Origin of the sequence: Prevotella sp. HMSC073D09 (genome assembly GCF_001814145.1) — a bacterium.
Classification (GTDB): Bacteria; Bacteroidota; Bacteroidia; order Bacteroidales; family Bacteroidaceae; genus Prevotella; species Prevotella conceptionensis.
In genome coordinates this window covers 51,014-76,084 of record NZ_KV815079.1, presented here as the reverse complement: position 1 = coordinate 76,084, position 25,071 = coordinate 51,014, and the positions used below count along the sequence as shown (strand labels likewise).

Sequence of the window (25,071 nt, the reverse complement as noted above, 5' to 3'; positions counted from 1 at the left end):
AGTTAACAAGTTGACGAGTTAACAAGTTGACAAGTTGATGAGTTAACAGGTTGACAAGAGTGAAGAGTTCGGCTGTATATGTGATACTTGTTAACAAATTGATGGGTTAACAAGTGGATGGGTTAACAAGTGGATGAATTGACAAGAGAAAGAAACCCTACCTTATACGGATATGTAAAGTAGCTGGGTTAACAAGTCGATGAATTAGCAGGTGGACAAGCGTTATGAGTTGGTAAGTTAATGGGTTTAGAGGTTTTTGGCTTGCGAGAAACTTCACAGCCTCATCAACTCGTCAACTTACAAGCTCATAACAAATCTAGGATTGACTTATAGCGCGGTGAACGCAGCGAAGAACCCGAAAATAACGCCTGGCGAATTGGCTAATACCAAAGGAAGGTCGCGCTTTTCTTTAAACAAACCGTAGCAAACCCATAGCGTGCAGTTGATGCCTGCCATGAAGGGCTGAATAAACGAGCCTTTGTTGCCGTTTAAATTCTCCTGTATCTGAGGAAAATAAAACACGTACATAAGGATGGATGTACACATACCTACCCATCCTACATAACCAAAAAACTTTTCTTTCTTCATCTCTAATTATCTATTTAACGTTGTGTGAAACTATAAATGGGTTGACCAGTTGACGAGTTGACCAGTTAACGAGTGAACTAGTATGATGGGTGCGTGCGTTTATGAGTTTGTATTACATTCGGTGACAAGCTAAAAACTTATGAATATCAACAACTCACAATCTTATTAACTCACAACCTCATAATCTCACTAACTGATAGACTCACACGCTTACCATTCCCCTTATTCGGTGGAGAAGTCGGCCACCATCTTGCGATACATGGCGTACATACGTGTGCGCGAAATGAATCCTTGCAGTTCGTTATTGGCACCGACAACGGGCAGATAGGTGGCATCTGTCTTGTCGAACTTATTCATCACCTCTTCCATTGGGTCGTTACGTCCAAGCACAGCAGGCGTGGGAATCATGATTTGCGCCACACTAAACTTCTGATACAACTCTGTTCGGAACATGATATGCCTTATCTTGGTAACGTCTATCTCGCCAATGAGCCTTCCCGCATGGTCTAGTACGGGGATAAAGCTGGTGTGACTGCGGCTGATTGCATACACCAACTTGCCCAAAGGCATTTCGGGATTAACGGCGATGTAGTTCTTATCGATGATGCTTTCCATGCTCATCAAGGTGAGGATGGACTTGTCTGTGTGGTGGGTGATGAGCTTTCCCTCGCGTGCAAGACGCATGCCATAGATGCTATGCGGCTCGAAGATGTTGATAGTGAGGTAAGAGCTGATGCAAACAATCATCAATGGCAACAACAGTTGGTAGCCTCCAGTTATCTCGGCAATGAGAAATATGCCCGTAAGCGGCGCGTGCATCACGGCAGTCATTACGCCCGCCATGCCCAGTAGCGTGAAATTCTTCTCCGGTATGTACACACCGATGTTGTACATGTTCCATAATCGGGCGAAGAAAAAGCCGCCAAACCCACCTATAAACAGCGAAGGGGCGAACGTTCCGCCACAACCGCCGCTGCCATTTGTGGCCGACGTGGCGAAAACTTTGGTGAAAAGCACCAAGCCAACGTACACAACCAGTAGGTTGTCGTGGCCATAGAACAGCGAATTGTTGAGTATCCGGCTCCAATCGGTTTCGGTATTGCCGTTGAGTAGGGTGTTAACCGAACTGAATCCCTCGCCATACAGCGAAGGGAAGAGGAAGATAAGCGAACTGAGAATGATGCCGCCTAAGATTAATCGTTGGTAAGGGTGGTTCTTCATCTTGCCGAATACGTTTTCGCAAGCGGTCATGGTGCGCACGAAGTAAAGGCTAATCATACCGCAGAAGATGCCGAACAACACGCTTGCAGGCACGCGTTCTATCATCCATTCGCCGTCGAGGTGAAAGGTGAACATCGAATCGGTGCCCACAAAGATGTAAGTAAAGCATGTGGCCGTTACGCAAGCGATGAGTATGGGCAGCAACGAGGCCATAGTAAGGTCGACCATGAGCACCTCTAAGGTGAACACCAGGCCTGCAATAGGCGCCTTATAAATGCCTGCAATGGCCGCAGATGCACCGCAACCAACAAGCAATATCATGGTGCGATTGTCGAGTTTGAAGAGCTGCCCGAGGTTAGAGCCAATGGCCGAACCCGTTAATACGATGGGTGCCTCTGCTCCTACCGAGCCTCCGAACCCGATGGTGATGGCCGATGCGATGACAGACGACCAGCAGTTGTGCCCCTTTAAACGCGCTTGCTTGGTGGATATGGCATAGAGCACACGGGTGATTCCGTGCGAGATATTGTCTTTAACGACATGCCTAATGAATAGGGACGTGAGATAAATACCTACAACGGGGAAAACAAGATACAACCAGTTGATGGAAGATATGGTGAACCCTTCGGTAAGTAGCATTTGTATCTGCTTGATAATCCAGTGCAGAGAATAGGCCGCAATGGCAGCGAACAACCCCACGAAGAACGAGAGGATGAGCGTGAATTGCCTTGTCGAGAGGTGTTGGGTGCGCCATTTGGTAAACCTGCCAATCGGGGTTTTGTCTTCAATCTCTATTGTCGTATCCATTTCTTAGGCTTGTCTGTGTTGTTCTAAGCGTGTTGGCGTTACTTGCGTATTACGGTTACTTCTCCGTCTTTGTTCAACTTGATGATGCAACTAGGCGTATGCGGCTTGTGTTCTTGCCGTCTGGACCAGCATACGTAGTCGACGGCGTTGAGCAATTCTTCGCTAATGTCTTTGTAATTTTGTGCTGCGGGCTGTCCGCTAATGTTGGCACTGGTGCTAACCAAAGCCTTTTGAAAGCGGTAACATAGTTCTTTTGAGAAAGGTTCGTCTGTTACACGTAAGGCCACCGAGCCGTCTACGGCAATGAGGTTGGGCGCAAGGTTAACGGCATCGTCGAGAATTAGCGTTGTGGGTTTGGTGGCAAGCTCCACCAAATCCCAAGCCACGTTGGGCACGTTACGCACATATCGTTGCATGCGCGTGGCCGAATCTACAAGGCATATCATTGCCTTGGAGTCGTCGCGCTGTTTTATTTGGTACACTTTGGCCACCGCCTCGGCATTGGTAGCATCGCATCCGATACCCCAAATGGTGTCTGTGGGGTAGAGTATGATGCCGCCTTTCCTTAATACCTCAACGGCTTTCTTGATGTCTTCTTCTCTTGTCATGATGTTTTTCTTCTGTTCGACTTGCAAATATAAAACAAAAATATGTTAGCCCCAAGCAAATGGCGTTTTATTTAGTTGCTAAAACGTGGTGTGCGCAAGGTTCATTTGCTGATGGCACGATATAGGTTTGCATCGCGAGTGCCATTGAGAAAGTCGCGGCTGGCGATGCGTTTCTTCCCTGCTAGTTGTATTTCTTGCAATTCAAGTAGGCTGTCGGCTGTGTTTACAAACAGTCGATTGCCTTCTACAACAAATGTTCCTGGCTGTGCATTTGCAGGTATTTGGGTTTTTGTTGCACTGAAAATCTTCAGCACTTGGGGCTTGTTCTCGCCCTCGATACCTGCTTTTTGTATCTCGGTCCACGCGCCAGGGTAGGGGCTTAATCCGCGGATAAAGTCGTATATGCGCTTTGCAGGTTGGTTCCAATCTATTTGGCAGGTCTCCTTAAATATCTTCGGCGCGTGTTTTAAGGGTTGGTCTTGGGGTTGTTCGGTGCTCTCTACCTTGCCATCGTTCTGCAAAATGCGGTCTACGGTTTCGATACACAGTTCTGCACCAAGGCTCATCAGGTGGTTGTACACCCATTCCACGTTGGCATCATCGGGTATGGGCAGGCGTTTATTGTCGATAATTCGGCCCGTGTCGATGTCTTCGTCAAGGAAGAAAGTGGTAACGCCTGTTTCTGTTTCGCCATTGATGACCGCCCAATTGATGGGGGCGGCCCCGCGATATTGGGGAAGTAGGGCTGCATGTACGTTGAAAGTGCCGAAGGGTGGCAGGTTCCACACCTGCTTGGGCAGCATGCGAAAGGCTACAACCACTTGCAGATGGGCATCGAAAGCGCGGAGTTGGCATAGAAAATCCTCGTCTTTCATGCGCTCTGGCTGCAATACGGGTATGGATTTAGACAGGGCATACTGCTTAACGGGCGGCGCTTGAAGGGTGGAACCGTGTCTGCCCACGGGCTTATCGGGCTGTGTAACCACGGCCACCACGTTGTAACCGCCTTCTACAAGCAGTTTAAGCGATGGCACGGCAAATTCGGGCGTGCCCATGAAAACTATTCTTAAATCTTGTTTGTTCATTCTATTGCTTTATACTTTGTTTGTTGTAAGGAGGGGGAGAAGGCGCATTTACGCAGTCATTGTCGGCGCGGATGAGCCTGCGCTTTGTGCACTCTTGTTGTTCGCTCCTGTGGCGTTGTTGCAGGTGTTTGCCTTACAGGCGCGACACGTGCTTAACGCCTTTAACGGTTCGTAGCTTTTTCATCAGCGCCTCCAACTTGCTGACGTCTTCTAATTGCACAACGATGGTGCCGTCGAACAGGCTGTCGTGCGAGTCGATATTGATGGAACGCATCACGATTTTCTCTTCTTTCGAGATGATGCTCGTAATGTTGTTGACAATGCCGAGGTCGTCGTTGCCCACAACTTTGATGGTGATGCTATATTGTCCTGCACTCTTTCCGCTCCATCGGGCTTTCACAATGCGGTAGCCAAAGCGCTTGCGCAGTTCGGGGGCGTTAGGGCAATTGGCGCGATGTATCTTTATTCCGCCACTCACCGTAACGAAACCGAACACAGGGTCGCCGTATATGGGTTGGCAACATTTGGCCAACGAGTAGTCTACTCCTTTTAAATTGCGGTCGATAACCAAAACGTCGTCGTTGTTTTTGGCAATCTCTTCGTCGGGATTATCATAGCTATACTCGGTTGCACTCCTTGTCGTTTGGGGCGCATTAAGGTTTTGGTCGTAGTCGCGCACCGCCACATACTTCTCGATAACCTCGTTAACGTCGAGTTTTTCGTCGGCAATTTGCTTGTAGAAGTCGGTTGCAACCTTAAAGCCCATGCGCTTGATGAGGTGCATCATGGTGCTTTCGTCGAACTCAATCTTTCTGTTTTTGAGCCTTCTTTCCAGCAGTTCCTTGGCGTAGACGGTGTCTTTGGCGATGGTATCTTTGAGTGCCAGCTTTATTTTAGCCTTCGCCCGTGGGGTTTTAACGATGTTTATCCATTCTTGTTTGGGCGTTTGGTTGCTCTGCGTAATGACTTCCACCTCGTCGCCCGACTTCAATTCGGCTCTGAACGAAACGTTCTTGCCGTTGATTTTGCCGCCAACACACTTGTTTCCTAAGCCTGAATGGATGCGATAAGCAAAGTCGAGAATGTTGGCTCCCTTGGGAAACTTGAGCAATTCGCCTTTGGGTGTGAACACGAACACCTCGTCTTCGTACAGTCCCATCTTGAATTGGTCCATCAACTGCAAGTCGTCGTTGTTCTCCAAGGCTGCCCTGATGTTCGAAAGCCATTCGTCTATGCCGCTTTCTCCCTTAATTCCTTTGTAACGCCAGTGTGCAGCCAGTCCTTTTTCGGCTATTTCGTCCATTCGTTCGGTGCGTATCTGCACTTCAACCCATTTGTTTTCGGGGCCCAACACCGTGATGTGCAGACTTTCGTAGCCGTTGCTTTTGGGCACACTGAGCCAATCGCGCAGGCGTTTTGGGTTGGGCATGTACATGTCTGTTACGATAGAGTAGGCCTGCCAGCATTGCATCTTCTCCTTATCTATGGGCGAATCGATGATGATACGTATGGCAAAGAGGTCGTAAATGCCCTCGAAGTTGCACTTTTGTTTCTTCATCTTCTGCCAAATAGAGTGTATGCTCTTCGTTCGGCCTTTCATGTGAAAGTGCAATCCGGCCTCTTCCAGTCGTTGTTGTATGGGCGTTATGAAACGTTCGATATAGCTGTCGCGCGACTTCTTGGTGGCGTTGAGCTTATCTTTAATCATGTAATAGGCATCGTGCTCCAAGTATTTCAGGCTCAAATCTTCCAGTTCGCTCTTCAACTTGTACAGTCCCAGCTTGTGAGCGAGGGGTGCATACAGGTAACTAGCCTCTTGTGCCACCTCCAATCGCGCCTCTTCGTTGTTGGTGTCGCGCACTTGTCGCATCAGATTAACGCGGTCGGCAATCATGATCAGTATCACACGCATGTCTTCGGCGAACGAGATAAGCAGGTTTCTAAAATTCTCGCTCTCCACCACAGGCGTTCTTTTGTATAGCTCTTGCACCTTAACAAGTCCGTGAATTATTTGCGCTACGCCTCGGCCAAAGTCTTTTTCTATCTGTGTTGTGTCGCTAAGTCCAGCCACAACGCCCGTGTATAGCACGATGGCGATTATCGCATCGCGTTTCAATCCTATTTCGTCGAAGGCAATTTCGGCTGTTTCTAGGGCGTAGACAATGGGATTAAGACCGAAGATGTTGCGTTGTAGTGTTCCCGAATGAACGTATTGGTCAATGCGTTGGCGTAGTTTTTCTGCATCGTTAGGTTGAAAGCCGTTGGCATCGTTGGCCAACAGCTTAGACAAGAGGCCGTTAGCAGTGTCTTGTTCCTCTGTACTGAAAACGAGTTTTTCTTCCATACGCTGTCTTTTTTCTTAGTCAACCTCATAGGCTTTGTTAAGGACGGGGGCACCTTTCTTAGTGTTTGGCGATATGTGTTGTGACATAATACCCTGTTCACCATATTGATGGGTTACCCTGAACGTTAGCAATGGGCATCCGTTTACCTGCTCCATCTCTGCCTATATATAATAAATAAGGAGTAGATTGGCTACTCCGATTATTGCAAAGATACAAAAAATAGCCCAATAATTTCTTGTTTAGCAGAAAAGTTGTTACATTTGTTCAGCACTTTACACATATAATATAAAACCTAGATATTATGTTAACAAAACAAGACCTACAACAGATTGAGAGCCTAGGCATCAGTGAGGCAATGGTTGAGCACCAAATGGAACAGCACCGCAAGGGTTTTCCTTATCTTAAACTGCAAGCCGCGGCATCAATAGGCAATGGAATTATGGCGCCAACAGCAAAAGAACGCGATGCGTTTTTGGCCGAATGGGAGCGTTATCAGGCCGAAGGGCGCAAGGTTGTGAAGTTTGTTCCTGCGTCGGGAGCGGCTAGTAGGATGTTCAAAGACCTCTTCGCGTTTCTCGATGCTCCCTACAACGAACCCACAAGCGCGTTCGAGAAAGAGTTTTTTGACAACATTAAGCTGTTTGCATTTAGGAAACAGCTTTGCAAAAGCTGCAAGGCCGACACGCAAAGCAGTGTTTGCGACTTGAAAGAGGCTGGCCGTTATAAGGAGATTGTGGCGCATTTGTTGGGCGAAGAAGGGCTGAACTATGGCAATTTGCCCAAAGGGTTGTTGCTTTTCCACAACTACGATGACGAACCGCGCACGCCTTTGGAAGAACATCTTGTTGAGGCGGCTCTCTATGCGGCATCTAATGGCGAGGCAAATGTTCACTTCACCGTGTCGCACGACCATCTGCAACTCTTCAAAGACAAGGTGGCTGAAAAGGCAGGGAAGTACGAAAAGGCGTACAATACGCGCCTGAACATCTCGTTCTCTGAGCAAAAGCCCTCTACCGACACACTTGCCGTGAACCCCGACAACACGCCTTTCAGAAACGAAGACGGCTCGTTGCTTTTCCGTCCGGGCGGTCATGGCGCGCTAATTCAAAACTTGAACGATGTAGAAGGCGACGTGGTGTTTATTAAGAACATTGATAACGTGGTGCCCGATAGACTGAAAGGCGACACCGTTACCTACAAGAAGTTGCTTGGCGGCATTCTTGTGCATTTGCAAAAGCGTGCGTTCGCCTATTTGTCGATGCTTGATGAAGGCGGATATTCTCGCAAAGAGCTTGATGAAATGATGCACTTCCTTGAAGACGAACTGTGTTGTAAGCGCGAGGGTGTAAGCGAACTCGACGATAAGGCGCTTGCCGGATACCTCCACAAGAAACTTAACAGACCCATGCGTGTTTGTGGTATGGTTAAGAATGTGGGCGAACCAGGCGGCGGACCGTTCCTTACTTACAACGAAGACGGAACAGTTAGCTTGCAAATTCTTGAAAGTAGCCAAATAGACAGCAATAATGCCCAGTACGTTAAGGCCTTTAAGGATGGCACACACTTCAATCCCGTAGACCTTGTTTGCGGCATTCGTGACTACTGTGGCAAGGCTTTCCATTTGCCCGACTTCGTAGATCACAACACTGGATTTATCACTTCGAAGAGCAAGAGCGGCAAACAACTGAAAGCTTTGGAACTTCCTGGCTTGTGGAATGGTGCCATGAGCGACTGGAACACGGTGTTTGTTGAGGTTCCGTTGTCTACGTTCAACCCCGTAAAGACTGTAAACGACCTGTTAAGGCCCGAACACCAATAAACTTGTTGCATAGTAAATAGAAACAAGAAAGGGGAAACGCCGCAATGGAGTTTCCCCTTTCTTTATTTAAGCGAATACTAACTTCTTGCTTAAATGCCTTATCTAATCCGGTCTGCTGCCCTCACCAATTTTTCATCGGCAAGTACGCCCCTGCGTGCCATCCAATAAAGAATGATGGCAATGAGAGGAAAACAAATGGCGAGATCGGCGTGGAAAGAATAGTCGCGATACCCAACATGTAGCGTATAAAAGGCTGCAAGTGCGTACCAAACAATCAACAGCAGCATGTTAACAACACACAGTTTGGCCTGGCGTGGCCTGTTACGAAAGCCCACAATCGCCCATACGCCGATGGATGCCGTAAGTACTTGAATGGCTAAAAGCACGCTCGACGTCATGCTTACTCCCCCTTCCGGTTGTTTAATCCACAGGTTAAACATTTCTGCATTCAGTCCCATGCCCTTAGGCTCGAAATATCCCAGCGGCAAGCATAGGCAAGCAATGGTGATGGCGATGGCCAACGCCATGAATACGGTTTGTTTACGTTGCCACATTTAGTCTACCTGTTGTCCCTCTTTCGACGGGTCGCGCCAATAAATGCTGTTGTCAATAAACTCTTGCGTGGCCAACAAAGTGGGTTTGGGCAGTTTTTCGTAGTAACGCGAAATCTCAATTTGCTCACGGTTTTCGAAAACCTCTTCCAGCGTGTCGTTGTACGAGGCGAACTCTTGCAACTTCTTGTTCAAGTCTTGTTTAATCTCGATGCTTATTTGGTTGGCCCGCTTGGCAATGATGGCAACGCTTTCGTAGATGTTGTTCGTTTCGTTGCACAAGTCCATAATGTCTCTTGTGACAGTGTTTAGCGGTGCCTTCGACTTTTTGTAATCCATAAATTTAATGTTCCTATTCTGTTTAATTACTAATTCAATTTTTCGTTATCTCCTTGCATTTGGCAATGTATTTCTCTGCCAGCACGCGCTCTTTCGAGTCAGGATATTCGTTGATGAAGCCGTAGCACTCGTCTTCGGCATCCTGAAAGCGTTCCAACTTCTTTGTTTCTACGCTTTGTTGTGCCAGTTCAAACTTGCTTTTCATCAGCAACACGGCAAAGTCTTCGCGAAGTCGACTATAAGGATAATCCTTCAAAGCGTTTTGCGAAGTGATGATACAAGCCTCATAGTTGTTGCCGCCAAAGTTGCAATTGCCAAAGTAAGTGCCCAAGTCGTAATACAATTTGGCTGTGTACAATTCCTTTTCAACCAGCTTGTCTTGCAGGTCGAAGAGTCTTTGTTGAGCCTGTGGCTTTAATTTCGAGTCGGGGTACAGGTCTAAGAAGGTTTGGAAGTCGGTTATGGCCTGGATAGTCCTCGATTGGTCCAAGCGAGGCTCGGGGGTGCTCATGAACAAGCTTTGCCCCACGTAGAACTGTGCCATCTCTGCGTAGCGTCCTTTGGGGTACGATTGGTAATACTTCTTGAAGTATTGAGCAGCCGTTTCGTAGTCTTTACTGTTATATTGGGCCATAGCCAGCATGTAAAGGCTTTCCTGTGCATTCTCGGTACCTTTCTGTAGGGTTACAAGCTCTTGTAAAAGCGTTATGGCGCGCACGTACTTTCCTTTTGCGAAACATTCTTTTGCGTACTCGTACTTGTATTGTACGTTGTCGCTTTTGTACACCTGATTGAATTCGTGTGCGCAACTAGAAAGCAGCAAAGCGGCCGTAGAAATGATGAGCAGTGGCTTCTTCATTATTTTTGTTCTTGTTTTTGAACTGCAAAAATACACATATTTCGCTTATTTACAAAGTTTAAAAAGCTATTTTTAGCAATTTGAGCAGATGTTTTTTTGTAATTTTGCACTTATGGAATTTAAACTAACGTCGAAATATAAGCCGACAGGCGACCAACCGGAAGCCATCAGGCAGCTTACAGAAGGATTGGAAAGGGGTGACAAGGCGCAGGTTTTGCTAGGCGTTACGGGGTCGGGTAAGACGTTTACCATGGCCAATGTTATTGCCCAGCACAACGTGCCCACACTTGTTCTGAGCCATAACAAAACCCTGGCGGCTCAGCTTTACGAGGAAATGAAGGGGTTCTTTCCCAACAATGCAGTTGAATATTACGTGTCGTACTACGACTATTATCAGCCCGAAGCCTATTTGCCCACCACTGATACCTACATCGAGAAAGACTTGGCCATCAACGATGAGATTGATAAGCTGCGTTTGCGTGCGGTTTCGGCTTTGCTTTCGGGGCGTAAAGATGTGGTAGTTGTGTCGTCTGTGTCGTGCATTTATGGCATGGGAGGCCCTACCGCCATGGAAAGCGGAATTATTTCGCTGTCGAAGGGGCAACGTATCGACCGTAACGAGTTTCTTCGTAAGCTGGTAGACTCGCTCTATGTTCGTAACGACATCGACCTGCAACGCGGAAACTTTCGTGTGAAAGGTGATACCGTGGACGTGGCTATGGCTTATAGCGACAACCTTTTGCGCATCACATGGTGGGATGATGAGATAGACAGCATTGAAGAAGTGGACAGCTTAACTTATCATCGCATTGATAGTTTTAACGATTATAAGATATATCCCGCCAACCTTTTCGTCACCACGAAAGACCAAACGGAGCATGCCATACGCTGTATTCAAGACGATTTGGTTAAGCAAATCGATTTCTTTAACGAGCTTGGCGACAGCATTAAGGCCCAGCGTATTAAGGAAAGGGTGGAGTATGACATGGAGATGATGAAAGAGTTGGGCCACTGTTCGGGCATCGAGAACTACTCCCGCTATTTCGATGGCCGCCAACCTGGTCAACGTCCGTACTGTTTGCTCGACTTTTTCCCAAAAGATTATCTGATGATTATCGACGAAAGTCACGTTAGTGTTCCTCAGCTTGGCGGCATGTACGGAGGCGATAGGGCGCGAAAGCAGAACCTTGTTGAGTTTGGTTTCCGGCTGCCTGCTGCTTTCGACAACCGTCCGCTTAGGTTTGAAGAGTTTCATAGCCTTATCAATCAAGTGATATATGTGTCGGCAACACCTGCCGACTACGAACTTGGAGAGGCCGAAGGCGTGGTGGTTGAACAGCTGATTAGACCAACGGGACTGCTGGACCCAGAGATTGTTGTGCGTCCGAGCGAGAACCAAATAGACGATCTTTTGGCTGAGATATTGGAGCGAAGTGACAAAAACGAACGTGTTTTGGTGACAACGCTTACCAAACGAATGGCCGAAGAACTGACGGAATATTTGTTGGATCATGGCGTAAAGACCAATTACATACACAGCGATGTGGCCACGCTCGACCGTGTGCGTATCATGAACGCACTTCGTGTAGGCGAATACGATGTGCTCGTGGGTGTAAACCTCTTGCGCGAGGGGCTAGACTTGCCCGAAGTTTCGCTTGTTGCCATTCTAGATGCTGACAAGGAGGGCTTTTTACGCAGTCATCGTTCGCTGACACAGACTGCCGGGCGTGCCGCCCGAAACGTTAACGGAAAGGTGATTATGTATGCCGATACCATTACGCAAAGTATGCAACGCACCATTGACGAAACGGCAAGGCGGCGTACAATACAGATGCAATACAATGCTGAACACCACATCACCCCACAACAGATTGTGAAAGACATCAAGAGGGCGTTAACAGGGAACACCACAACCGTGGAAACAACGAAGGGTTACCGCTCGCAAGCGGGTGGATATGTGGAACCCGATGCTGTTGCCTTTGCAGCCGACCCCATTGTAGAAAGGATGACACGCCAACAATTGGAAAAGAGTATCGCCAACACAACGGCTTTGATGAAACAGGCGGCCAAAGAACTCGACTTTATTCAGGCTGCTCAGTATCGAGATGAAATTGCACGTTTGCAAGAACAATTGGAGTTGAAGTGATTTGATTTTTTGAGTTCGTTAATTTCTGAGTTTATAAGTTTTGGGTTCGTGAGTTGTCGGGCTTGTGAGCTATCGAGTTTGTGAGTTTTTAAGTTATTAAGTTCGTGAGTTGTTGAGTTTGCAAGTTGTTGAGCTTGTGATTTTATAAGTTTTTGAGTTCATGGGTTTTTAAGTTTTTGAGTTCATGGGTTTTGGGGTTTACAAGTTTCTGAGTTCGTGAGTTTGTAAGTTGGTGTGTTGATGTATTCGGTAGTTGTTGGCTTTTCGCGAGTTTATAAGCTCGTGGCTGCATGCCCATGCGACCGCACGCGTTGGCGGTAGTAAGTGCGCGTGCTTTCCATGCCGTTGATTATGCCTGTGTTTATGGTATAATTGCGTTCTCTTTGTCTGGTTTTCGGTTAGAAATTTAACATTATGAGTGCCTTTTTTGTCCGCCAACCGTCCGCTTGCCGCAAAAAAACGATTCTCGCGAAGGTTGTTTTAGATGCAAAGCTGGGTTGTCATGTGGTTGTAGTAGAATGAATATTTATGTAAGCAAACCGCCATTTACATCAGTTTTGGGGGTGTTTATTGCTAAATCTACTGTAATATGCCGCAAAACGCAGCGCGTTTTGGTGCTAAATGCAACGCGTTTTGGTGCAAAATGCAGTGCGTTTTGGTGCAAAATGCAAGGTAAAATGGTGCTAAATGCAGTACAAAAGGGGGCAAAACATAAAGTGAAAAGCATAAAAATACACTGCAATGGTATAAACAAAACCTTTTATAACCATTAAAAATATGGCTAAAAAGGGCGAAATAGTCGTTAAAAAGTGGGTTTTTAGGGGGCAAAAGTGGGTGATTGGACTTGAAAAATTACGAGCCGACAACCAAATTAGAGAGGCAAAATGGTGCAAAATGCAGGAGTTGTTCTTAAAATAGGACAAGTAGACAGACGTGAAGGGCTAAAAATAGGGACGATTTACCTACTTTGTAACCTATATTTTCGCTAGAACGGGGCGAAAATTAGAGTGGTATTGTAAAATAAAAATAATAATTTTAACTTTTTGAGTTGATGGGTTTGTAAGTTGATGAGTTTGGAACTTGTGTGTTTGTGAGCTGACAAGTTGATGGGTTGGCGTTTCTTTTTGAGTTTGTGAGTTGATGAGTCTGTAAGTTGATGAGTTGATGTATTCGGGAGTTGTTTGGGTGGTAAGTTTGTGAGTTGATGATTTTTTGAGTTTGTAAGTTGATGCGGTGATGTATTCGGGAGTTGTTGGGCTCTCGTGGGTTATTGGCTTTCGCGAGTTTATAAACCAACGGGTTGTTTTGTCCTGCACTTGGTATATGAGAGGGGTATTTATCTTGTGTTGACATCCCAAAATCAACAGGCACCTCTCAATTTATAGAAAGATTAAAGGTAAAGACGGCCTCATGCTGCATTTAAATAAAACAAGCCGTTGAAAAATGGTTGAAAGATGGTTCTTACCAAACGGCTTGGTTTCAATGTGTGGAGGTGAAGGTGAAGTTTCAAGTTGTTTTTGGGGAATTGGCCTCTAATTGGTTAATGCACCAAGCAAAGGCCTTAGCTGTGCGCACATCCGTTTCGGCGAAGTGGTTTCCCTCGTTCCATTCAAACGTTGTTTTCTTGTTTTCAAGTAGGCGCATAAGGCTCTCCATGTCTTCGCCCACATGGGCTAACAGCTGATTTTTGGCCTTGGTTTCCTTATTTCCTAAGCTTAGATAAATGGTGTCGGCATGAAAATGGCATGTCGATGCGTATGTAGTCCAGTTGGGAAACCAAACCGAAGGCGAGGCCGCGGCACAGGCTTTGAAATGCTTTGTTTGGGTAACGGCCCAAAGGGCGAACAGGCCTGCGAGCGAATAACCGCCGATGATGAACTGCGTTTCGGTAGGTTTCGCCAATACATTGTTTGTAAGATGGGGGATAAAGGTGTTGACAACGAAGTTTAATGTGTTGGTAGCACCATCGCCAAAATGATTTTTGCCGAACACAGCAGGGGCTTTCCACGGGCTAAGGTCGTGAAACCAATTGTCTACAAGGAAGGCGGCGAGCATCACTTTCTTATCGTTGCTGCGTTGGCGAATGGCGTCGAACTCTTTTTCAAGCACCTGTTCGTCGTGCTCGTCGATAGCTTGTATCAAGCAATAGTCGGCATCGCTGTCGCCCAATATGCGGTAGTTTTGTTGTTTCATTGTGTATGGGTGGACAATTACTTTAAATAGAAGTTGCCTGTAAGTTGCAAATACCAGTCCGTGTATTGCCCATGAGCATCTCTAATGGTGGCCTCTTCTTCCTCGAAGTGGATGGGGCGTTGTTTGGAAAAAGCCACCAAGCAGCGTTTGGCAGGCTTAGTTTCCACCGTTTTCACCTTAACTAGTCGGCAGACGAATAGGCCTTTGATGCAGGCCTCGGCCAAAAAGTTGTCCATCTGTTCGGTGGGAATAACCGCACTGAAACAGCCATCGGGAGCAAGGAGCAGGCTAACGGACTCGAAAAGTTCGGGAAAAGTAAGGCTTTCGGTATGTCGAGCCAGCGTGCGTTCGTGGCTTTTGCTTTTTAACGAGTGATAAAAGGGCGGGTTAGATACGATTGAACTAAAACGCCCATGCAGGAGTGGTTGGTGCGAAAAACGCTGTATCGGCGCGTTGTTTATCGTTACTTGGTGCGCAAACGGCGAGCCAGCTACGTTTTCTTGTGCTTGCAGGGCGGCTTGTTCGTCAAGTTCCACCCCCGTAATTTCAGCATCGGGGTATCGTTGTGCAAGCATCAGCGCGATAAGTCCTGTTCCTGTACCTATGTCGAGAATGTGCTTTCCGCCTTTTGCCCATGCTCCCAGCAGCACGCCATCGGTGCCTACCTTCATTCCACAGCGGTCTTGGTGTATCGTGAATTGCTTGAACTGGAAGAAATCGGGCATGGTTTACACGTTGTTATACTTAATGCGATGGGGCTGAAGAGGAAAAGCCTAGGAAGTGGCCGACATCAGATTTTGCTGATGTCTACATAGCCGTGCATCACAGCGTAGATGGTAAGTGCCGATACGCTTTTCATGCCTAGCTTGTCCATGATGTTCTTGCGATGTGTGATAACCGTTGTTAGGCCGATGTTCAAACGGTCGGCAATTTCCTTATTGATAAGCCCCTGCACAATGAGCGAAAGCACTTCAATCTCGCGGTCGGATAGTATTTTCATCTGCAAGGCATGGGGGAGGGGAGGCAAGTTGCGCCCATGAGCGTGGGCGTATTGCTCTAATTGTAGGATTGAACGCACCAACTGTTCTTCGGGAACATTGATGCAAAGGCTGTTAAAACCCGCCATCTGACTGTTGGGTTCAGTCGATGCGGTCAGCACAATCGTCTTGTTTTTATGTTCAAGGAAGAACGTTCGGTTTTCAATCACAACGCTAGTGGCCACGAAATAGTGGAAAAACACTTCGGGATTGGCACTTTTCAGTTCGGCAAATGTGTTGAAAGTGTCTACCTGCATGATGGGCAACACGTTTTGTAGAATCTGTTTCAGCCCTAAAATGGCCAGCGTGTTTGGGTCGACGATGGCAATGCGTGGGCGTTCTTTGAGCATGTGCTCAGGCTTGTTGTGCATCATTTGCGGGCGTTTTAGAGGTTTACGGCGGAAATGTCTACCAGGTTGTTCACAATGGCGTAGATGGTTAGCCCAGCTGGCGAGTGTATTTGCAGCTTGCGCGCAATGTTTCGCCGGTGGGTTATCACCGTGTTGATGGAAATGCAAAGGTGGTCGGCAATTTCCTTATTGGTCATTCCTTGCACCAAGCTGATAATTACTTCTTTTTCGCGTTCGCTTAGGTTGTCGACGTTGTCGTTGGTTTGGTTAATCATGTTCGAAATCTTCACCGACACGTCGTTTTGTTTCGACTTGGCCTCTAAGCGGCGTATGGCTGGCACAAATATCTCGTCTTCTACCTGTCCGTGGTGCAAAAGCCATTCTTCGTTGTTGTAGATGTCGTAGAGAACGGCAGTCAGTTGGTTGTTGCGAAGGCCGTCGGAAGGCAGGTATTTGATGATGATGTTCTTCAATTCGCGCAGTTTCACGTCCGTTTGGCCGTGGTGTTTGGAGAAGGTTTCGATGTCGTAGTTGTTCTGCGCCTTGTTGTTGAGCAGCGAGTTTACGTATGGAAACACCATTTTCTCTTCGTACTGCATGTGCGAACGTATGCTGTGCGCATACTCATCGTACAGTTTAAGTATGAGCCGAGCTAGGTTATCTTTCTCGTCTAGTGCCGCAACGAGTGCCTTACGCATGAAGGGGAGTTGGAAATCGAGGAAGTATTCGTGGCTTGCCTTTAAGTATTTGATAAGCGTGGGTATAGAAAGCTTATCGGCATCATCGTAATCGCGATAGCCGTTTATGGCGAAATTCACCACCGCCAAGAAGGTATAGGTGTCTACGCTTTGGCTTTCGCACACGTCGCGCACCGTCTTATCGCCGAAACCCAAGCTAATGCCGAAGGCGCTAAGCGTCTGCAAGATGCTGTAATTGTCTTTGATAAGCAATATCATCTTATCGTCGGGTTCGTACATCTTATGATTTTTCATACCAATGATTACCTATTTGTTATTATGTGGGCTATAACGACTTGCAAAGTAATAAAAAAAAAACGAGACGACCAATAGTTATTAATAGGTATTTTACACGCGCGTACCAAATAAAGCCTTATGCGCACGTAAAGATAAGGTGGGTATATACCTATTACTGATGAACGTGGTAATTACCAACTTTTAAGTATTGCCCAATAGTTGAAAACCATTTAATTTTGCACACAGATAAATAAGGTGGCGCGGTGATGATTGCATCTCTTGGTCGTCAAGGATTTGGTTATCCCCAATTCAATTCTTACAAGTTACACCGGACATTGGAGACAAGAACGTAACCAGAAATCTGCGCCGCCTTTACTTTTATGGCCTGTTCTAGGTGTTTTTAATGCGTGCGAACATTTTGTTTGGCTGTTATTCTGCCTTTATGTTGCTTGTTTGGGCATGGTTTGCTCTTTGCTCGTACAGCTTTAGCACAAGCTAATACAACAAACAGTGTATTGAACCACGCTAGGTAGGATTTGCTTACGCCGTGCGGTTATAGCGAAATGGCGCGCTTATAACTCGATACTTTTATCACCATTCATTGTATTTTTATCCTTGTGCCAAAGCTAGTTGGTGCTGTTAGTTTGTTCTTTGCATCTAGCATAAGTGGCGGTAACGCCTGTCTGTTGCGGAAGATGAACAGAGCTGTGTTTGTTTTGTGACGAATGATTTCCTTGTTGGCGTGTATAAGTATACCATTAGAAACATTAAAACGCAACTTTGTAATACTTTAATAGGACAATATCGAGGAAATTTCTATTAAAAGTTGGGCGGCTGCCAAAAAAGAATTATCTTTGCACACGTTATCCTGAAAACAATCTTTTTACCTTAGAAGAGGACTGATACCTATTGAAGATCTGAAGCGATAGCCTGCGAAGGTCGTCGCTTTTTTGTCCCTATGAAGTTTGTGCAGTGCTGTATTTAGCCGTTCCTTTCGTTCCTCGAAAAGTGCGTTTTCTCGCCAGGACAATGCCCAAGCAAGCTCGACGTTGTTCATTTTGCTCAACGAAAAAGTTCTCTTTTAAGTTTTACTGTGTGGTGTTAAATGAAGTTACGCGTACGTTTAAAGCCCCTCGGTGTCGTTGTTTTCTTCCTCAATCTCTGTATTTCTCCCTTATACATGGCTTTTTCGTTGAGGCTTTTCTCTCCCTTTTGTTTGGCCTATTTTTTCGTAAGCAGTGTTCTTGTTTGCGTCTGGTGTGGCGATTTGCGATTGAAAAGTTTCCGTGTTCGCCAACAATTACTTATCTTTGTAGTTGGTTCTAACCACTCATCGTATTCCCAAACACATGAAGTTAGAGGGCTGGTCGATGTTTTATGCAGCAGTAGGCTGCGCTTGTAGGGACTTTTCCGTAAGTCTCGAACTTCGTTCTTACAACGTAAAGTACATTATGAAGTATGCAATTATAGCCGCAGGAGAAGGTTCGCGCCTTATGCAAGAAGGCGTGCAATTGCCCAAACCGCTGGTCAGAGTGGGGGGCGAACACCTTGTTGACAGGCTTATCAGAATATTCTTGGCCAACAAAGCCGACGAGATTGTGGTTATTTGTAACGAGCAAATGAACGACGTTGCTGCCCATTTGAGGGTTGTACAGCGCAATGGCTTGGTGGGAAAACGCGTACCGTTGAGGATAATCGTTAAGCGTACGCCCAGCTCTATGCACAGCCTTTACGAGTTAAGCCCTTATCTTCACGCCTCGCCTTTCGTCCTTACAACGGTAGACACCGTCTTTAAGGAAGACGAATTTGCCCTTTTCGTCAACTCGATGAACACGGCATTAGCGGCCGGCGACAACGGAATGATGGCTGTAACAGGCTTTGTCGACGACGAAAAGCCATTGTATGTGCAAACCAACAACCCACCATATATATCGGGCTTTTACGACGAACTTGCCCCCAACTGCCACTATATCTCGGCTGGTATCTATGGCTTAACACCCCAATGCTTACCCGTGTTGAAGACTTGCATTGAGCGTGGAGAAAGCCGTATGCGCAATTTCCAGCGGGCATTGATTGCCAATGGTATGAAATTAAAGGCTTACGTAATGGGCAAAGTGTTGGACATCGACCACGTTTCAGACATCAACAAAGCAGAGAAGTTCCTTTATGAGCAGCGTAATTGCCATTTATAGAGACGTGCGTTTCTCGCCTAATTCGGTAGCGGCAGACCGTTCTATAATGGATGCAACGATAGACCGACTGGGTCAACACCAAGTGTTGGTCATCGCCGAACACGAACTTAGCGAACAACATCGTGCAGACTTGTTTCTATCTATGGGCCGACTTCCTCGCACAATACAGCTTTTGAAGGCGCGCGAGCAACAAGACCGCGCCTTGGTAATTAACAACGCTGCTGCGTTAGAACGCTTTTCGCGTCGCCACATTCTGCAAATGATGCAAGAAAACGGCATTCCCACTCCGCCCGAAACTGGCGAACACGGCTATTGGGTGAAGCGAGCAGATGCTGCTGCACAAACAAAAGCCGACGTGGTGTTTTGCTCGGACAAGGCAACGGCTGAGAAAACCAAGCGCAATTTCGCGCTGCGCGGAGTTAACGATGTGGTGGTTAGTGCCCATGTGGTGGGCGATCTCATTAAGTTTTACGGCGTTGGCGATAGTTTCTTTTGGTATTTCTATCCCACAGACAATGGTCATTCCAAGTTCGGCAACGAAAAACGCAACGGCATTGCCCAGCATTTCGGTTTCAATTTACACGAACTTAGGGCTGCGGCAACGCGTTTGGCAAGGCTAACAGGCATTGACGTGTATGGTGGCGACTGCATTGTAGACCGCGAGGGCCGCTTTTTCATCATCGACTTTAACGATTGGCCCAGCTTTTCGCCATGTCGCGAGCAGGCTGCCGATGCCATTTCGTTATTCGTAAACCAGCTGCTTGCAGCACAAAATAACTCACAACAGAAGAATGGATAATAAATTCAAAACCCTGTTTCGCGAGTCGTTAAAATCTAGCGACACAGAAGAAACTATCGACATATACTTCACTCGTCCCATTGGGTTGTTGTTCGCTTTGCTGTGGAACAAGCTAGGAATACATCCCAACGCCATTACCATACTCTCCATTTTCTTGGGTGTTGGGGCGGGCTATATGTTCTATTTCCCCGACTTAACCCATAACATCATGGGCGTATGCTTGCTCATGTTGGCCAACTTCTGCGATTCTACCGATGGACAAATGGCTCGTCTTACGGGCAAGAAAACGCTTTTGGGGCGTGTTCTCGATGGTTTTTCGGGCGACTTATGGTTTTTCAGCATCTATCTTGCCCTCTGTTTGCGCTTGCAGTCGAGCCTTATTCCCTACACCAACGTCAAGTGGGGCTTATGGATTTGGGCTTTAGCTGCCGTGTCGGGACTGCTGTGCCACTCGCCACAAAGTTCTTTGGCCGACTATTACAGGCAGATACACCTGCTGTTTTTAAAAGGAAAGAAAGGCAGCGAGCTAGACACTTACGCCCAACAGCGCGCTATCTTCGAGGCTCTGCCTAAGCGTGGGCAATGGTTTAAGCGCCTGTTTCATTATAATTACGCCAACTATTGCAAGAGTCAAGAGAAACGTACGCCCAAGTTTCAGGCTCTCTTCGCACTGCTTAATGCCACATACGGCGATGCGGAAAAGGCTCCAACCCAACTGCGCAACGACTTCTTGCAGGGCAGCAGACCGTTGATGAAGTACACCAACATGCTCAGTTTCAACCTGCGTGCTATCGTTCTCTATGCCGCATGCCTAGCTAATTGCCCGTGGGTTTACTTTCTTTTCGAACTCACAGTGTTGAGCGGCATATACATTTACATGCACAAGCAGCACGAGGAACTGTGCGAAAGGTGTTCGAACACGATAAAGCAATAACACGTATGCACGAAAACATGATAACAAAAGAATACTCGTTCAACAAGCTTAGCGCCCTTGGCATCGAGGGAATAATATTCGATTACGGTGCAACCCTCGACACCAGTGGCAACCATTGGGGGCAAGTAATTTGGCATGCGTACCAATTTGCGGACGTACCTGTTAGCGAAAGCGATTACAGAGCCGCCTATGTGCATGTTGAACGCACGTTGGCAACCAACAAAACAATCATGCCCGACTTTACGTTCGATGCGGTGTTGAACACCAAGTTGTTGATGCAACTGGCCTATTTGCGCGACAACAAGGTGCTGGATGTTCCGCAATTGGAACTCGATATCATGCACGACGTGATGCTGACATACCTTGCTCGCAACTTGAAAAGAACGCTCGACCACAGCCGTTTCGTACTCGAACAACTGCGCAAGCATTATCCGCTGGTGCTGGTTAGCAATTTCTACGGCAACATAAAGACCGTTCTTGACGATTACTTCCTGCTCGAACTCTTCGAAGACGTTATCGAATCGGTGGTTGTAGGCGTGCGAAAACCCGACCCAAAGATATTTGCGCTGGGTGTCGAAACCTTGAAACTGCCTGCCGAAAAGGTTCTGGTGGTGGGCGATAGTTTTGATAAAGACATTGTGCCAGCACACTCGTTGGGTTGCCCAACGGCATGGTTTAAGGGCGAACCTTGGGAAGATAAGCCCCACGACGAAAGCATACCGCAAATGATAATTCAGGATTTGGAGGACTTGTTAGGCTAGTGTTGACTGGCGATTAGCCCCAACGTGTTCTTTTTCGTTCCTCAAAAAGTGCGTTTTCTCGCCATGACAATGTTTGATCAAGCTCGACATGGTTCATTTGGCTTAACGAAAACGTTCTTTTCTCGTTCCTCGAAAAGTGCGTTTTCTCGCCATGACAATGTTTGATCAAGCTCTACATTGTTCATTTGGCTTAACGAAAACGTTGGGGTATATGCCCATTCGGGCTGCGTTAATGGTTTTTGTGAACTTCTCCTTGCAGTCCTATGGCTGTTGTTTGCGTCTTTACGAGAGAAGGTCACGATGTTAAAACAGTAAATTTAAGAGATGAGTTATAAGATAAGTAGACTATTAATGGTATTTGCTTTGCTCTTTACGGGCTTAGCTGTTTCGGCCCAAACAGAGGGCGTACTCACGGGAATTGTTACCGATGCAGCCACAGGCGACACCATATATTATCCCAGTGTTAGTTACAAAGGGCAGCATATAGCCGTATCGGGTACGGCTAAGGGCGAATACACCATCGTGCGAAAAGAGGGACTTGTGCTTACTTTCAGTGCCGTGGGCTATGCTCCCGTGCAAGTGGTTGTTAAGTCGTCTACGCCCAATAACTTAAACATAAAGCTCAAATCAGACACTCGGCAGCTGGCCGAAGTGGTGGTAAGACAGAAACGGGGCAAGTATTCGCGCAAGGATAATCCGGCTGTTGAGTTGATGCGGAGGGTGATTGCGGCAAAGAAACGCACGCAATTGGAAAACCACGACTTCTTTCAATACACCAAGTATCAAAAAATAACGCTGGCCCTGAACGACATTACGCCAACGCAAATAGATAGTGGCTTTATCGGCAAAAGGCGTTGGATGCTCGACCAAGTTGAACATTGCCCTTATAACAACAAGCTTATTTTGCCTGTGTCGGTAGACGAGACCGTTACCCAACACCTATATCGCAAGCAACCCAAGACCGAACGCGACATTATAAAGGGACAGAGCAACGCAGGCATTAATCAGCTAATACAAACGGGCGACATCATGGACATCATGCTCAAAGATGTGTTTACAGACGTGAACATCTACGACAACGATGTGCGACTGCTGCGCCACCACTTCACTAGCCCCATTGGAAATAGCGCCATTAGCTTTTACCGCTATTACATCGAAGATACGCTTTATGTGGGTAAAGACCTCTGTTACCACCTGCAATTCACCCCAAACAACGGACAAGACATTGGTTTTCGTGGCGAACTATATATTGTGGCCGACTCAACCCTGCACGTTAAGCGTTGCAACCTTACGCTACCCATACAGAGTGGCGTTAACTTTGTGCAGCATCTACAAGTGCGACAAGAGTTTACACAGCTTGAAAACGGCGAGTGGGCGTTGAGCGAAGACGACATGATTGCCGAGATTGAAGTGAACGACCTGCTGCAGAAAGCCATCGTTATCCGAACCACACGCCTGAACAATTATGCTTTCGACGAATTGCCCGCTAAGCTATTTAAGGGCAGTGGGCGCGAAAGGCGTGAGGCCGATGCCATGATGCGCGACGAGGCCTTTTGGAAAAAATATCGCGCAGTGGAGCTTAGCAAGAGCGAATCGTCGATGGACGAGTTTGTGCATCGCGTGGAACAGATGAAGGGATTTAAGTACATCATCTTCGGCTTGAAAGCTCTGATAGAGAACTTTGTTGAGACAGGAGGGAAAGACCATCCCAGTAAAGTAGACATCGGGCCAGTAAACACGATGTTTACAAGAAATTTTATCGACGGATTTAGAACGCGTATCAGCGCGCAAACCACGGCAAACCTTAGTCGCCATTGGTTTTTGGCAGGCTATATGGCACGTGGATGGGGTAGCAAAAAGAACTATTATAGCGGCGAAATAACCTATTCGTTCAACAGAAAAGAATATCTGCCGCGCGAGTTTCCTAAGCGAACGGTGTCGTTCAAGTCTACTTACGACATCATGTCGCCCTCGGATAAGTTCTTGCGAACCGACAAAGACAACGTGTTTACGGCCTTAAAGTGGGCGAAGGTAGACGCGATGATGTTCTATAATCGCCAACAGCTTACCTTAGAACGCGAAGAAGAGTGGGGGATGAAAACCATGCTAAGCCTTCGAACTGAGGAGAACGAGGCTGCTGGTTCTTTGTTCTTCGAGAAACTAAGCAACTTTTTCCCGCCCATCATTTTTCCAGATACGGATGTTAGTAGCCTATTGCACAATGGTAAGATACGCACAACAGAACTACGTTTCGAGTTAGAAATTGCCCCTGGACGTACCTTTATCAACACCAAGCAGAGGCGTATTGCCATTAACTTGGAGGCACCTGTGATTACGCTTTCGCATGCCGTGGGATTAAATGGCGTGTTGGGCGGACAGTACCGATACAACTTTTCGGAAGTGGGACTGCTTAAACGCTTTTGGCTGAGAAGTTGGGGTAAGTTTGATGTGCAACTGCGCGCTGGTGCCCAATGGGATAAAGTGCCATTCCCCTTGTTGATAATGCCTGCTGCCAACCTATCGTATGTTGTGCAGCGAGGAGCATTCAACCTGATAAACAACATGGAATTTCTTAACGACAGGTATGCTAGCGTTGACCTAGCATGGGACATGAACGGTAAGATATTCAACCGTATTCCGCTGCTTAAAAAGTTGAAATGGCGCGAGTACATCGGGTTCAAAAGCTTGTGGGGTTCGCTTACAGATAAGAATAATCCCTTTTTGTTCCAAAACATGGGCGATGCAACATTGATGTATTTCCCAGAAGGTTCGCATGTAATGAACCCCAAGCGTCCTTATATGGAGTTGATAGTGGGTGTGCACAACATTTTCAAGTTGTTCCATGTGCAATATGTGCGTAGGCTAAACTACAATGAGTTGCCCACCGCGCATAAGCAAGGTGTGCGACTGATGATGCGCATGAGTTTTTAAAGCCGTACTTCTGTTTACAATACGGGGCTGTTCGAAAGCATTCATTGTTCGAACAGCCCCATTTTTTGTTTGTAAGCGAATGTATTAAACCCAATCGTTCATTATCCGCTTATCAAATATTTTAGGTTGTTTTCCATCGTTTCCTGTCCATCTTTCGTTTGCTTGTCGACATCTTTCCTGTCTTATTCTCTCGACGTAGCCCGCTATGCCTTCAAAGATAAGTCAGACAATATGCTCAACAGCCAAACAAAGTCTGCACAGGCTCTAACGGCCGATTTGAGTTAAAATGTTACAAAAAGGTTTACAAAACATACCCTGTCTGCCGCTCCTTTCTAGCGAAAATAATGGTTCAAAAGTAGGTAAATCGCCCCTATTTATAGTCTTTCACACCTTTTGTCTTGTCTGTTTTTAGGAGAAAAACTTGCATTTTGCACCATTTTGCCTTTCTATTTTGGTTGCCGGCTCGTATTTTTTCAAGCCCAACGACCCATTTTTAGACCCTAAAAACCCACTTTTTAACGGCTATTTTGCC

Annotated in this window: 21 protein-coding genes; 9 read left to right on the top strand and 12 right to left on the bottom strand. The window is 46.7% G+C overall.

The genetic code is table 11. The features are described 5' to 3' along the window. Positions 1-327: 327 nt before the first annotated feature. The 5 genes from HMPREF2955_RS06110 to HMPREF2955_RS06090 form a co-directional block, all read right to left on the bottom strand. Positions 328-588 carry a SemiSWEET family transporter gene (locus HMPREF2955_RS06110; RefSeq protein ID WP_009229416.1) on the bottom strand — a complete coding sequence of 87 codons (261 nt, stop codon included), beginning with the start codon at positions 586-588 and terminating at the stop codon, positions 328-330. A 222-nt stretch (positions 589-810) separates the two neighbouring features. Then, complete coding sequence (locus tag HMPREF2955_RS06105; RefSeq protein WP_070721851.1) at positions 811-2,616, bottom strand: chloride channel protein; 1,806 nt, start codon at positions 2,614-2,616, stop codon at positions 811-813. A 38-nt stretch (positions 2,617-2,654) separates the two neighbouring features. Further along, positions 2,655-3,224 (bottom strand): L-threonylcarbamoyladenylate synthase, encoded by a 570-nt coding sequence (locus HMPREF2955_RS06100; RefSeq protein ID WP_070721849.1) that lies wholly within the window; start codon positions 3,222-3,224, stop codon positions 2,655-2,657. Positions 3,225-3,325: 101 nt separating this feature from the next. Beyond that, positions 3,326-4,309 carry a methionyl-tRNA formyltransferase gene (gene fmt, locus HMPREF2955_RS06095; RefSeq protein ID WP_070721847.1) on the bottom strand — a complete coding sequence of 328 codons (984 nt, stop codon included), beginning with the start codon at positions 4,307-4,309 and terminating at the stop codon, positions 3,326-3,328. Between the two features lie 133 nt (positions 4,310-4,442). Further along, positions 4,443-6,653: a RelA/SpoT family protein gene (locus HMPREF2955_RS06090; RefSeq protein ID WP_070721845.1), complete on the bottom strand. Its 2,211-nt coding sequence runs from the start codon at positions 6,651-6,653 to the stop codon at positions 4,443-4,445. Between the two features lie 302 nt (positions 6,654-6,955). On the opposite strand from HMPREF2955_RS06090, the gene HMPREF2955_RS06085 reads away from it, so the two are divergent. After that, positions 6,956-8,473 (top strand): DUF4301 family protein, encoded by a 1,518-nt coding sequence (locus HMPREF2955_RS06085; RefSeq protein WP_070721844.1) that lies wholly within the window; start codon positions 6,956-6,958, stop codon positions 8,471-8,473. A gap of 98 nt (positions 8,474-8,571) precedes the next feature. On the opposite strand, the gene HMPREF2955_RS06080 is transcribed toward HMPREF2955_RS06085, so the two are convergent. From HMPREF2955_RS06080 to HMPREF2955_RS06070, 3 genes are read right to left on the bottom strand one after another with little or no spacing between them, the layout of a single operon-like run. After that, positions 8,572-9,027: a DUF4293 domain-containing protein gene (locus HMPREF2955_RS06080; protein WP_070721842.1), complete on the bottom strand. Its 456-nt coding sequence runs from the start codon at positions 9,025-9,027 to the stop codon at positions 8,572-8,574. Beyond that, the gene (locus HMPREF2955_RS06075) at positions 9,028-9,363 is read right to left on the bottom strand and encodes a DNA-directed RNA polymerase subunit omega (RefSeq protein WP_009229423.1); all 336 of its coding nucleotides are present in this window, start codon (positions 9,361-9,363) and stop codon (positions 9,028-9,030) included. A gap of 34 nt (positions 9,364-9,397) precedes the next feature. Continuing rightward, positions 9,398-10,222 carry an outer membrane protein assembly factor BamD gene (locus HMPREF2955_RS06070; RefSeq protein ID WP_019187998.1) on the bottom strand — a complete coding sequence of 275 codons (825 nt, stop codon included), beginning with the start codon at positions 10,220-10,222 and terminating at the stop codon, positions 9,398-9,400. 112 nt (positions 10,223-10,334) lie between these two features. Between HMPREF2955_RS06070 and uvrB the strand changes: the two genes are divergently transcribed. From uvrB to HMPREF2955_RS16185, 3 genes are all read left to right on the top strand, one after another. Next, positions 10,335-12,368 carry an excinuclease ABC subunit UvrB gene (gene uvrB, locus HMPREF2955_RS06065; RefSeq protein ID WP_070721840.1) on the top strand — a complete coding sequence of 678 codons (2,034 nt, stop codon included), beginning with the start codon at positions 10,335-10,337 and terminating at the stop codon, positions 12,366-12,368. Positions 12,369-12,886: 518 nt separating this feature from the next. Beyond that, positions 12,887-13,141 carry a hypothetical protein gene (locus HMPREF2955_RS06060; protein ID WP_139145492.1) on the top strand — a complete coding sequence of 85 codons (255 nt, stop codon included), beginning with the start codon at positions 12,887-12,889 and terminating at the stop codon, positions 13,139-13,141. Positions 13,142-13,145: 4 nt separating this feature from the next. Then, positions 13,146-13,286 carry a hypothetical protein gene (locus HMPREF2955_RS16185; RefSeq protein WP_168166871.1) on the top strand — a complete coding sequence of 47 codons (141 nt, stop codon included), beginning with the start codon at positions 13,146-13,148 and terminating at the stop codon, positions 13,284-13,286. Between the two features lie 588 nt (positions 13,287-13,874). Here the strand turns inward: HMPREF2955_RS16185 and HMPREF2955_RS06055 are convergent. From HMPREF2955_RS06055 to HMPREF2955_RS06040, 4 genes are all read right to left on the bottom strand, one after another. Then, positions 13,875-14,561, bottom strand: a complete 687-nt coding sequence (locus HMPREF2955_RS06055; RefSeq protein WP_070721836.1) for an alpha/beta hydrolase-fold protein — start codon at positions 14,559-14,561, stop codon at positions 13,875-13,877. Between the two features lie 17 nt (positions 14,562-14,578). Next, the gene (locus tag HMPREF2955_RS06050; protein WP_070721835.1) at positions 14,579-15,286 is read right to left on the bottom strand and encodes a tRNA1(Val) (adenine(37)-N6)-methyltransferase; all 708 of its coding nucleotides are present in this window, start codon (positions 15,284-15,286) and stop codon (positions 14,579-14,581) included. 65 nt (positions 15,287-15,351) lie between these two features. After that, positions 15,352-15,972, bottom strand: a complete 621-nt coding sequence (locus HMPREF2955_RS06045) for a response regulator transcription factor (RefSeq protein ID WP_019187994.1) — start codon at positions 15,970-15,972, stop codon at positions 15,352-15,354. Between the two features lie 11 nt (positions 15,973-15,983). Continuing rightward, positions 15,984-16,940 (bottom strand): helix-turn-helix transcriptional regulator, encoded by a 957-nt coding sequence (locus HMPREF2955_RS06040; protein WP_070721833.1) that lies wholly within the window; start codon positions 16,938-16,940, stop codon positions 15,984-15,986. A 1,433-nt stretch (positions 16,941-18,373) separates the two neighbouring features. Here HMPREF2955_RS06040 and HMPREF2955_RS06035 point away from each other — a divergent pair. The 5 genes from HMPREF2955_RS06035 (at position 18,374) to HMPREF2955_RS06015 (ending at position 24,539) form a co-directional block, all read left to right on the top strand. Then, the gene (locus tag HMPREF2955_RS06035) at positions 18,374-19,114 is read left to right on the top strand and encodes an NTP transferase domain-containing protein (RefSeq protein WP_070721983.1); all 741 of its coding nucleotides are present in this window, start codon (positions 18,374-18,376) and stop codon (positions 19,112-19,114) included. Next, positions 19,089-19,913, top strand: a complete 825-nt coding sequence (locus HMPREF2955_RS06030) for an ATP-grasp domain-containing protein (protein ID WP_070721831.1) — start codon at positions 19,089-19,091, stop codon at positions 19,911-19,913. Before HMPREF2955_RS06035 ends, HMPREF2955_RS06030 begins: the two co-directional genes overlap by 26 nt. Further along, positions 19,906-20,847, top strand: coding sequence for a CDP-alcohol phosphatidyltransferase family protein (locus tag HMPREF2955_RS06025; RefSeq protein WP_070721829.1), 942 nt, complete (start codon positions 19,906-19,908; stop codon positions 20,845-20,847). The genes HMPREF2955_RS06030 and HMPREF2955_RS06025 overlap by 8 nt, the downstream gene beginning before the upstream one ends. A 17-nt stretch (positions 20,848-20,864) precedes the next feature. Further along, a complete protein-coding gene (locus HMPREF2955_RS06020; protein ID WP_070721981.1) occupies positions 20,865-21,608 on the top strand; it encodes an HAD family hydrolase in 744 nt (247 codons plus the stop codon). Between the two features lie 324 nt (positions 21,609-21,932). Beyond that, the gene (locus HMPREF2955_RS06015; protein WP_070721827.1) at positions 21,933-24,539 is read left to right on the top strand and encodes a DUF5686 family protein; all 2,607 of its coding nucleotides are present in this window, start codon (positions 21,933-21,935) and stop codon (positions 24,537-24,539) included. Positions 24,540-25,071: the final 532 nt, after the last annotated feature.

Coding starts and splice junctions, on each gene's coding strand:
- uvrB (WP_070721840.1), top strand. CDS start 10,335: ATGGAATTTAAACTAACGTCGAAATATAAGCCGACAGGCGACCAACCG.
- fmt (WP_070721847.1), bottom strand. CDS start 4,309: ATGAACAAACAAGATTTAAGAATAGTTTTCATGGGCACGCCCGAATTT.
- HMPREF2955_RS06080 (WP_070721842.1), bottom strand. CDS start 9,027: ATGTGGCAACGTAAACAAACCGTATTCATGGCGTTGGCCATCGCCATC.
- HMPREF2955_RS06025 (WP_070721829.1), top strand. CDS start 19,906: ATGGATAATAAATTCAAAACCCTGTTTCGCGAGTCGTTAAAATCTAGC.
- HMPREF2955_RS06075 (WP_009229423.1), bottom strand. CDS start 9,363: ATGGATTACAAAAAGTCGAAGGCACCGCTAAACACTGTCACAAGAGAC.
- HMPREF2955_RS06035 (WP_070721983.1), top strand. CDS start 18,374: ATGAAGTATGCAATTATAGCCGCAGGAGAAGGTTCGCGCCTTATGCAA.
- HMPREF2955_RS06085 (WP_070721844.1), top strand. CDS start 6,956: ATGTTAACAAAACAAGACCTACAACAGATTGAGAGCCTAGGCATCAGT.
- HMPREF2955_RS06045 (WP_019187994.1), bottom strand. CDS start 15,972: ATGATGCACAACAAGCCTGAGCACATGCTCAAAGAACGCCCACGCATT.
- HMPREF2955_RS06015 (WP_070721827.1), top strand. CDS start 21,933: ATGAGTTATAAGATAAGTAGACTATTAATGGTATTTGCTTTGCTCTTT.
- HMPREF2955_RS06110 (WP_009229416.1), bottom strand. CDS start 588: ATGAAGAAAGAAAAGTTTTTTGGTTATGTAGGATGGGTAGGTATGTGT.
- HMPREF2955_RS06070 (WP_019187998.1), bottom strand. CDS start 10,222: ATGAAGAAGCCACTGCTCATCATTTCTACGGCCGCTTTGCTGCTTTCT.
- HMPREF2955_RS16185 (WP_168166871.1), top strand. CDS start 13,146: ATGGCTAAAAAGGGCGAAATAGTCGTTAAAAAGTGGGTTTTTAGGGGG.
- HMPREF2955_RS06050 (WP_070721835.1), bottom strand. CDS start 15,286: ATGCCCGATTTCTTCCAGTTCAAGCAATTCACGATACACCAAGACCGC.
- HMPREF2955_RS06040 (WP_070721833.1), bottom strand. CDS start 16,940: ATGAAAAATCATAAGATGTACGAACCCGACGATAAGATGATATTGCTT.
- HMPREF2955_RS06060 (WP_139145492.1), top strand. CDS start 12,887: ATGAATATTTATGTAAGCAAACCGCCATTTACATCAGTTTTGGGGGTG.
- HMPREF2955_RS06090 (WP_070721845.1), bottom strand. CDS start 6,653: ATGGAAGAAAAACTCGTTTTCAGTACAGAGGAACAAGACACTGCTAAC.
- HMPREF2955_RS06100 (WP_070721849.1), bottom strand. CDS start 3,224: ATGACAAGAGAAGAAGACATCAAGAAAGCCGTTGAGGTATTAAGGAAA.
- HMPREF2955_RS06030 (WP_070721831.1), top strand. CDS start 19,089: ATGAGCAGCGTAATTGCCATTTATAGAGACGTGCGTTTCTCGCCTAAT.
- HMPREF2955_RS06055 (WP_070721836.1), bottom strand. CDS start 14,561: ATGAAACAACAAAACTACCGCATATTGGGCGACAGCGATGCCGACTAT.
- HMPREF2955_RS06020 (WP_070721981.1), top strand. CDS start 20,865: ATGATAACAAAAGAATACTCGTTCAACAAGCTTAGCGCCCTTGGCATC.
- HMPREF2955_RS06105 (WP_070721851.1), bottom strand. CDS start 2,616: ATGGATACGACAATAGAGATTGAAGACAAAACCCCGATTGGCAGGTTT.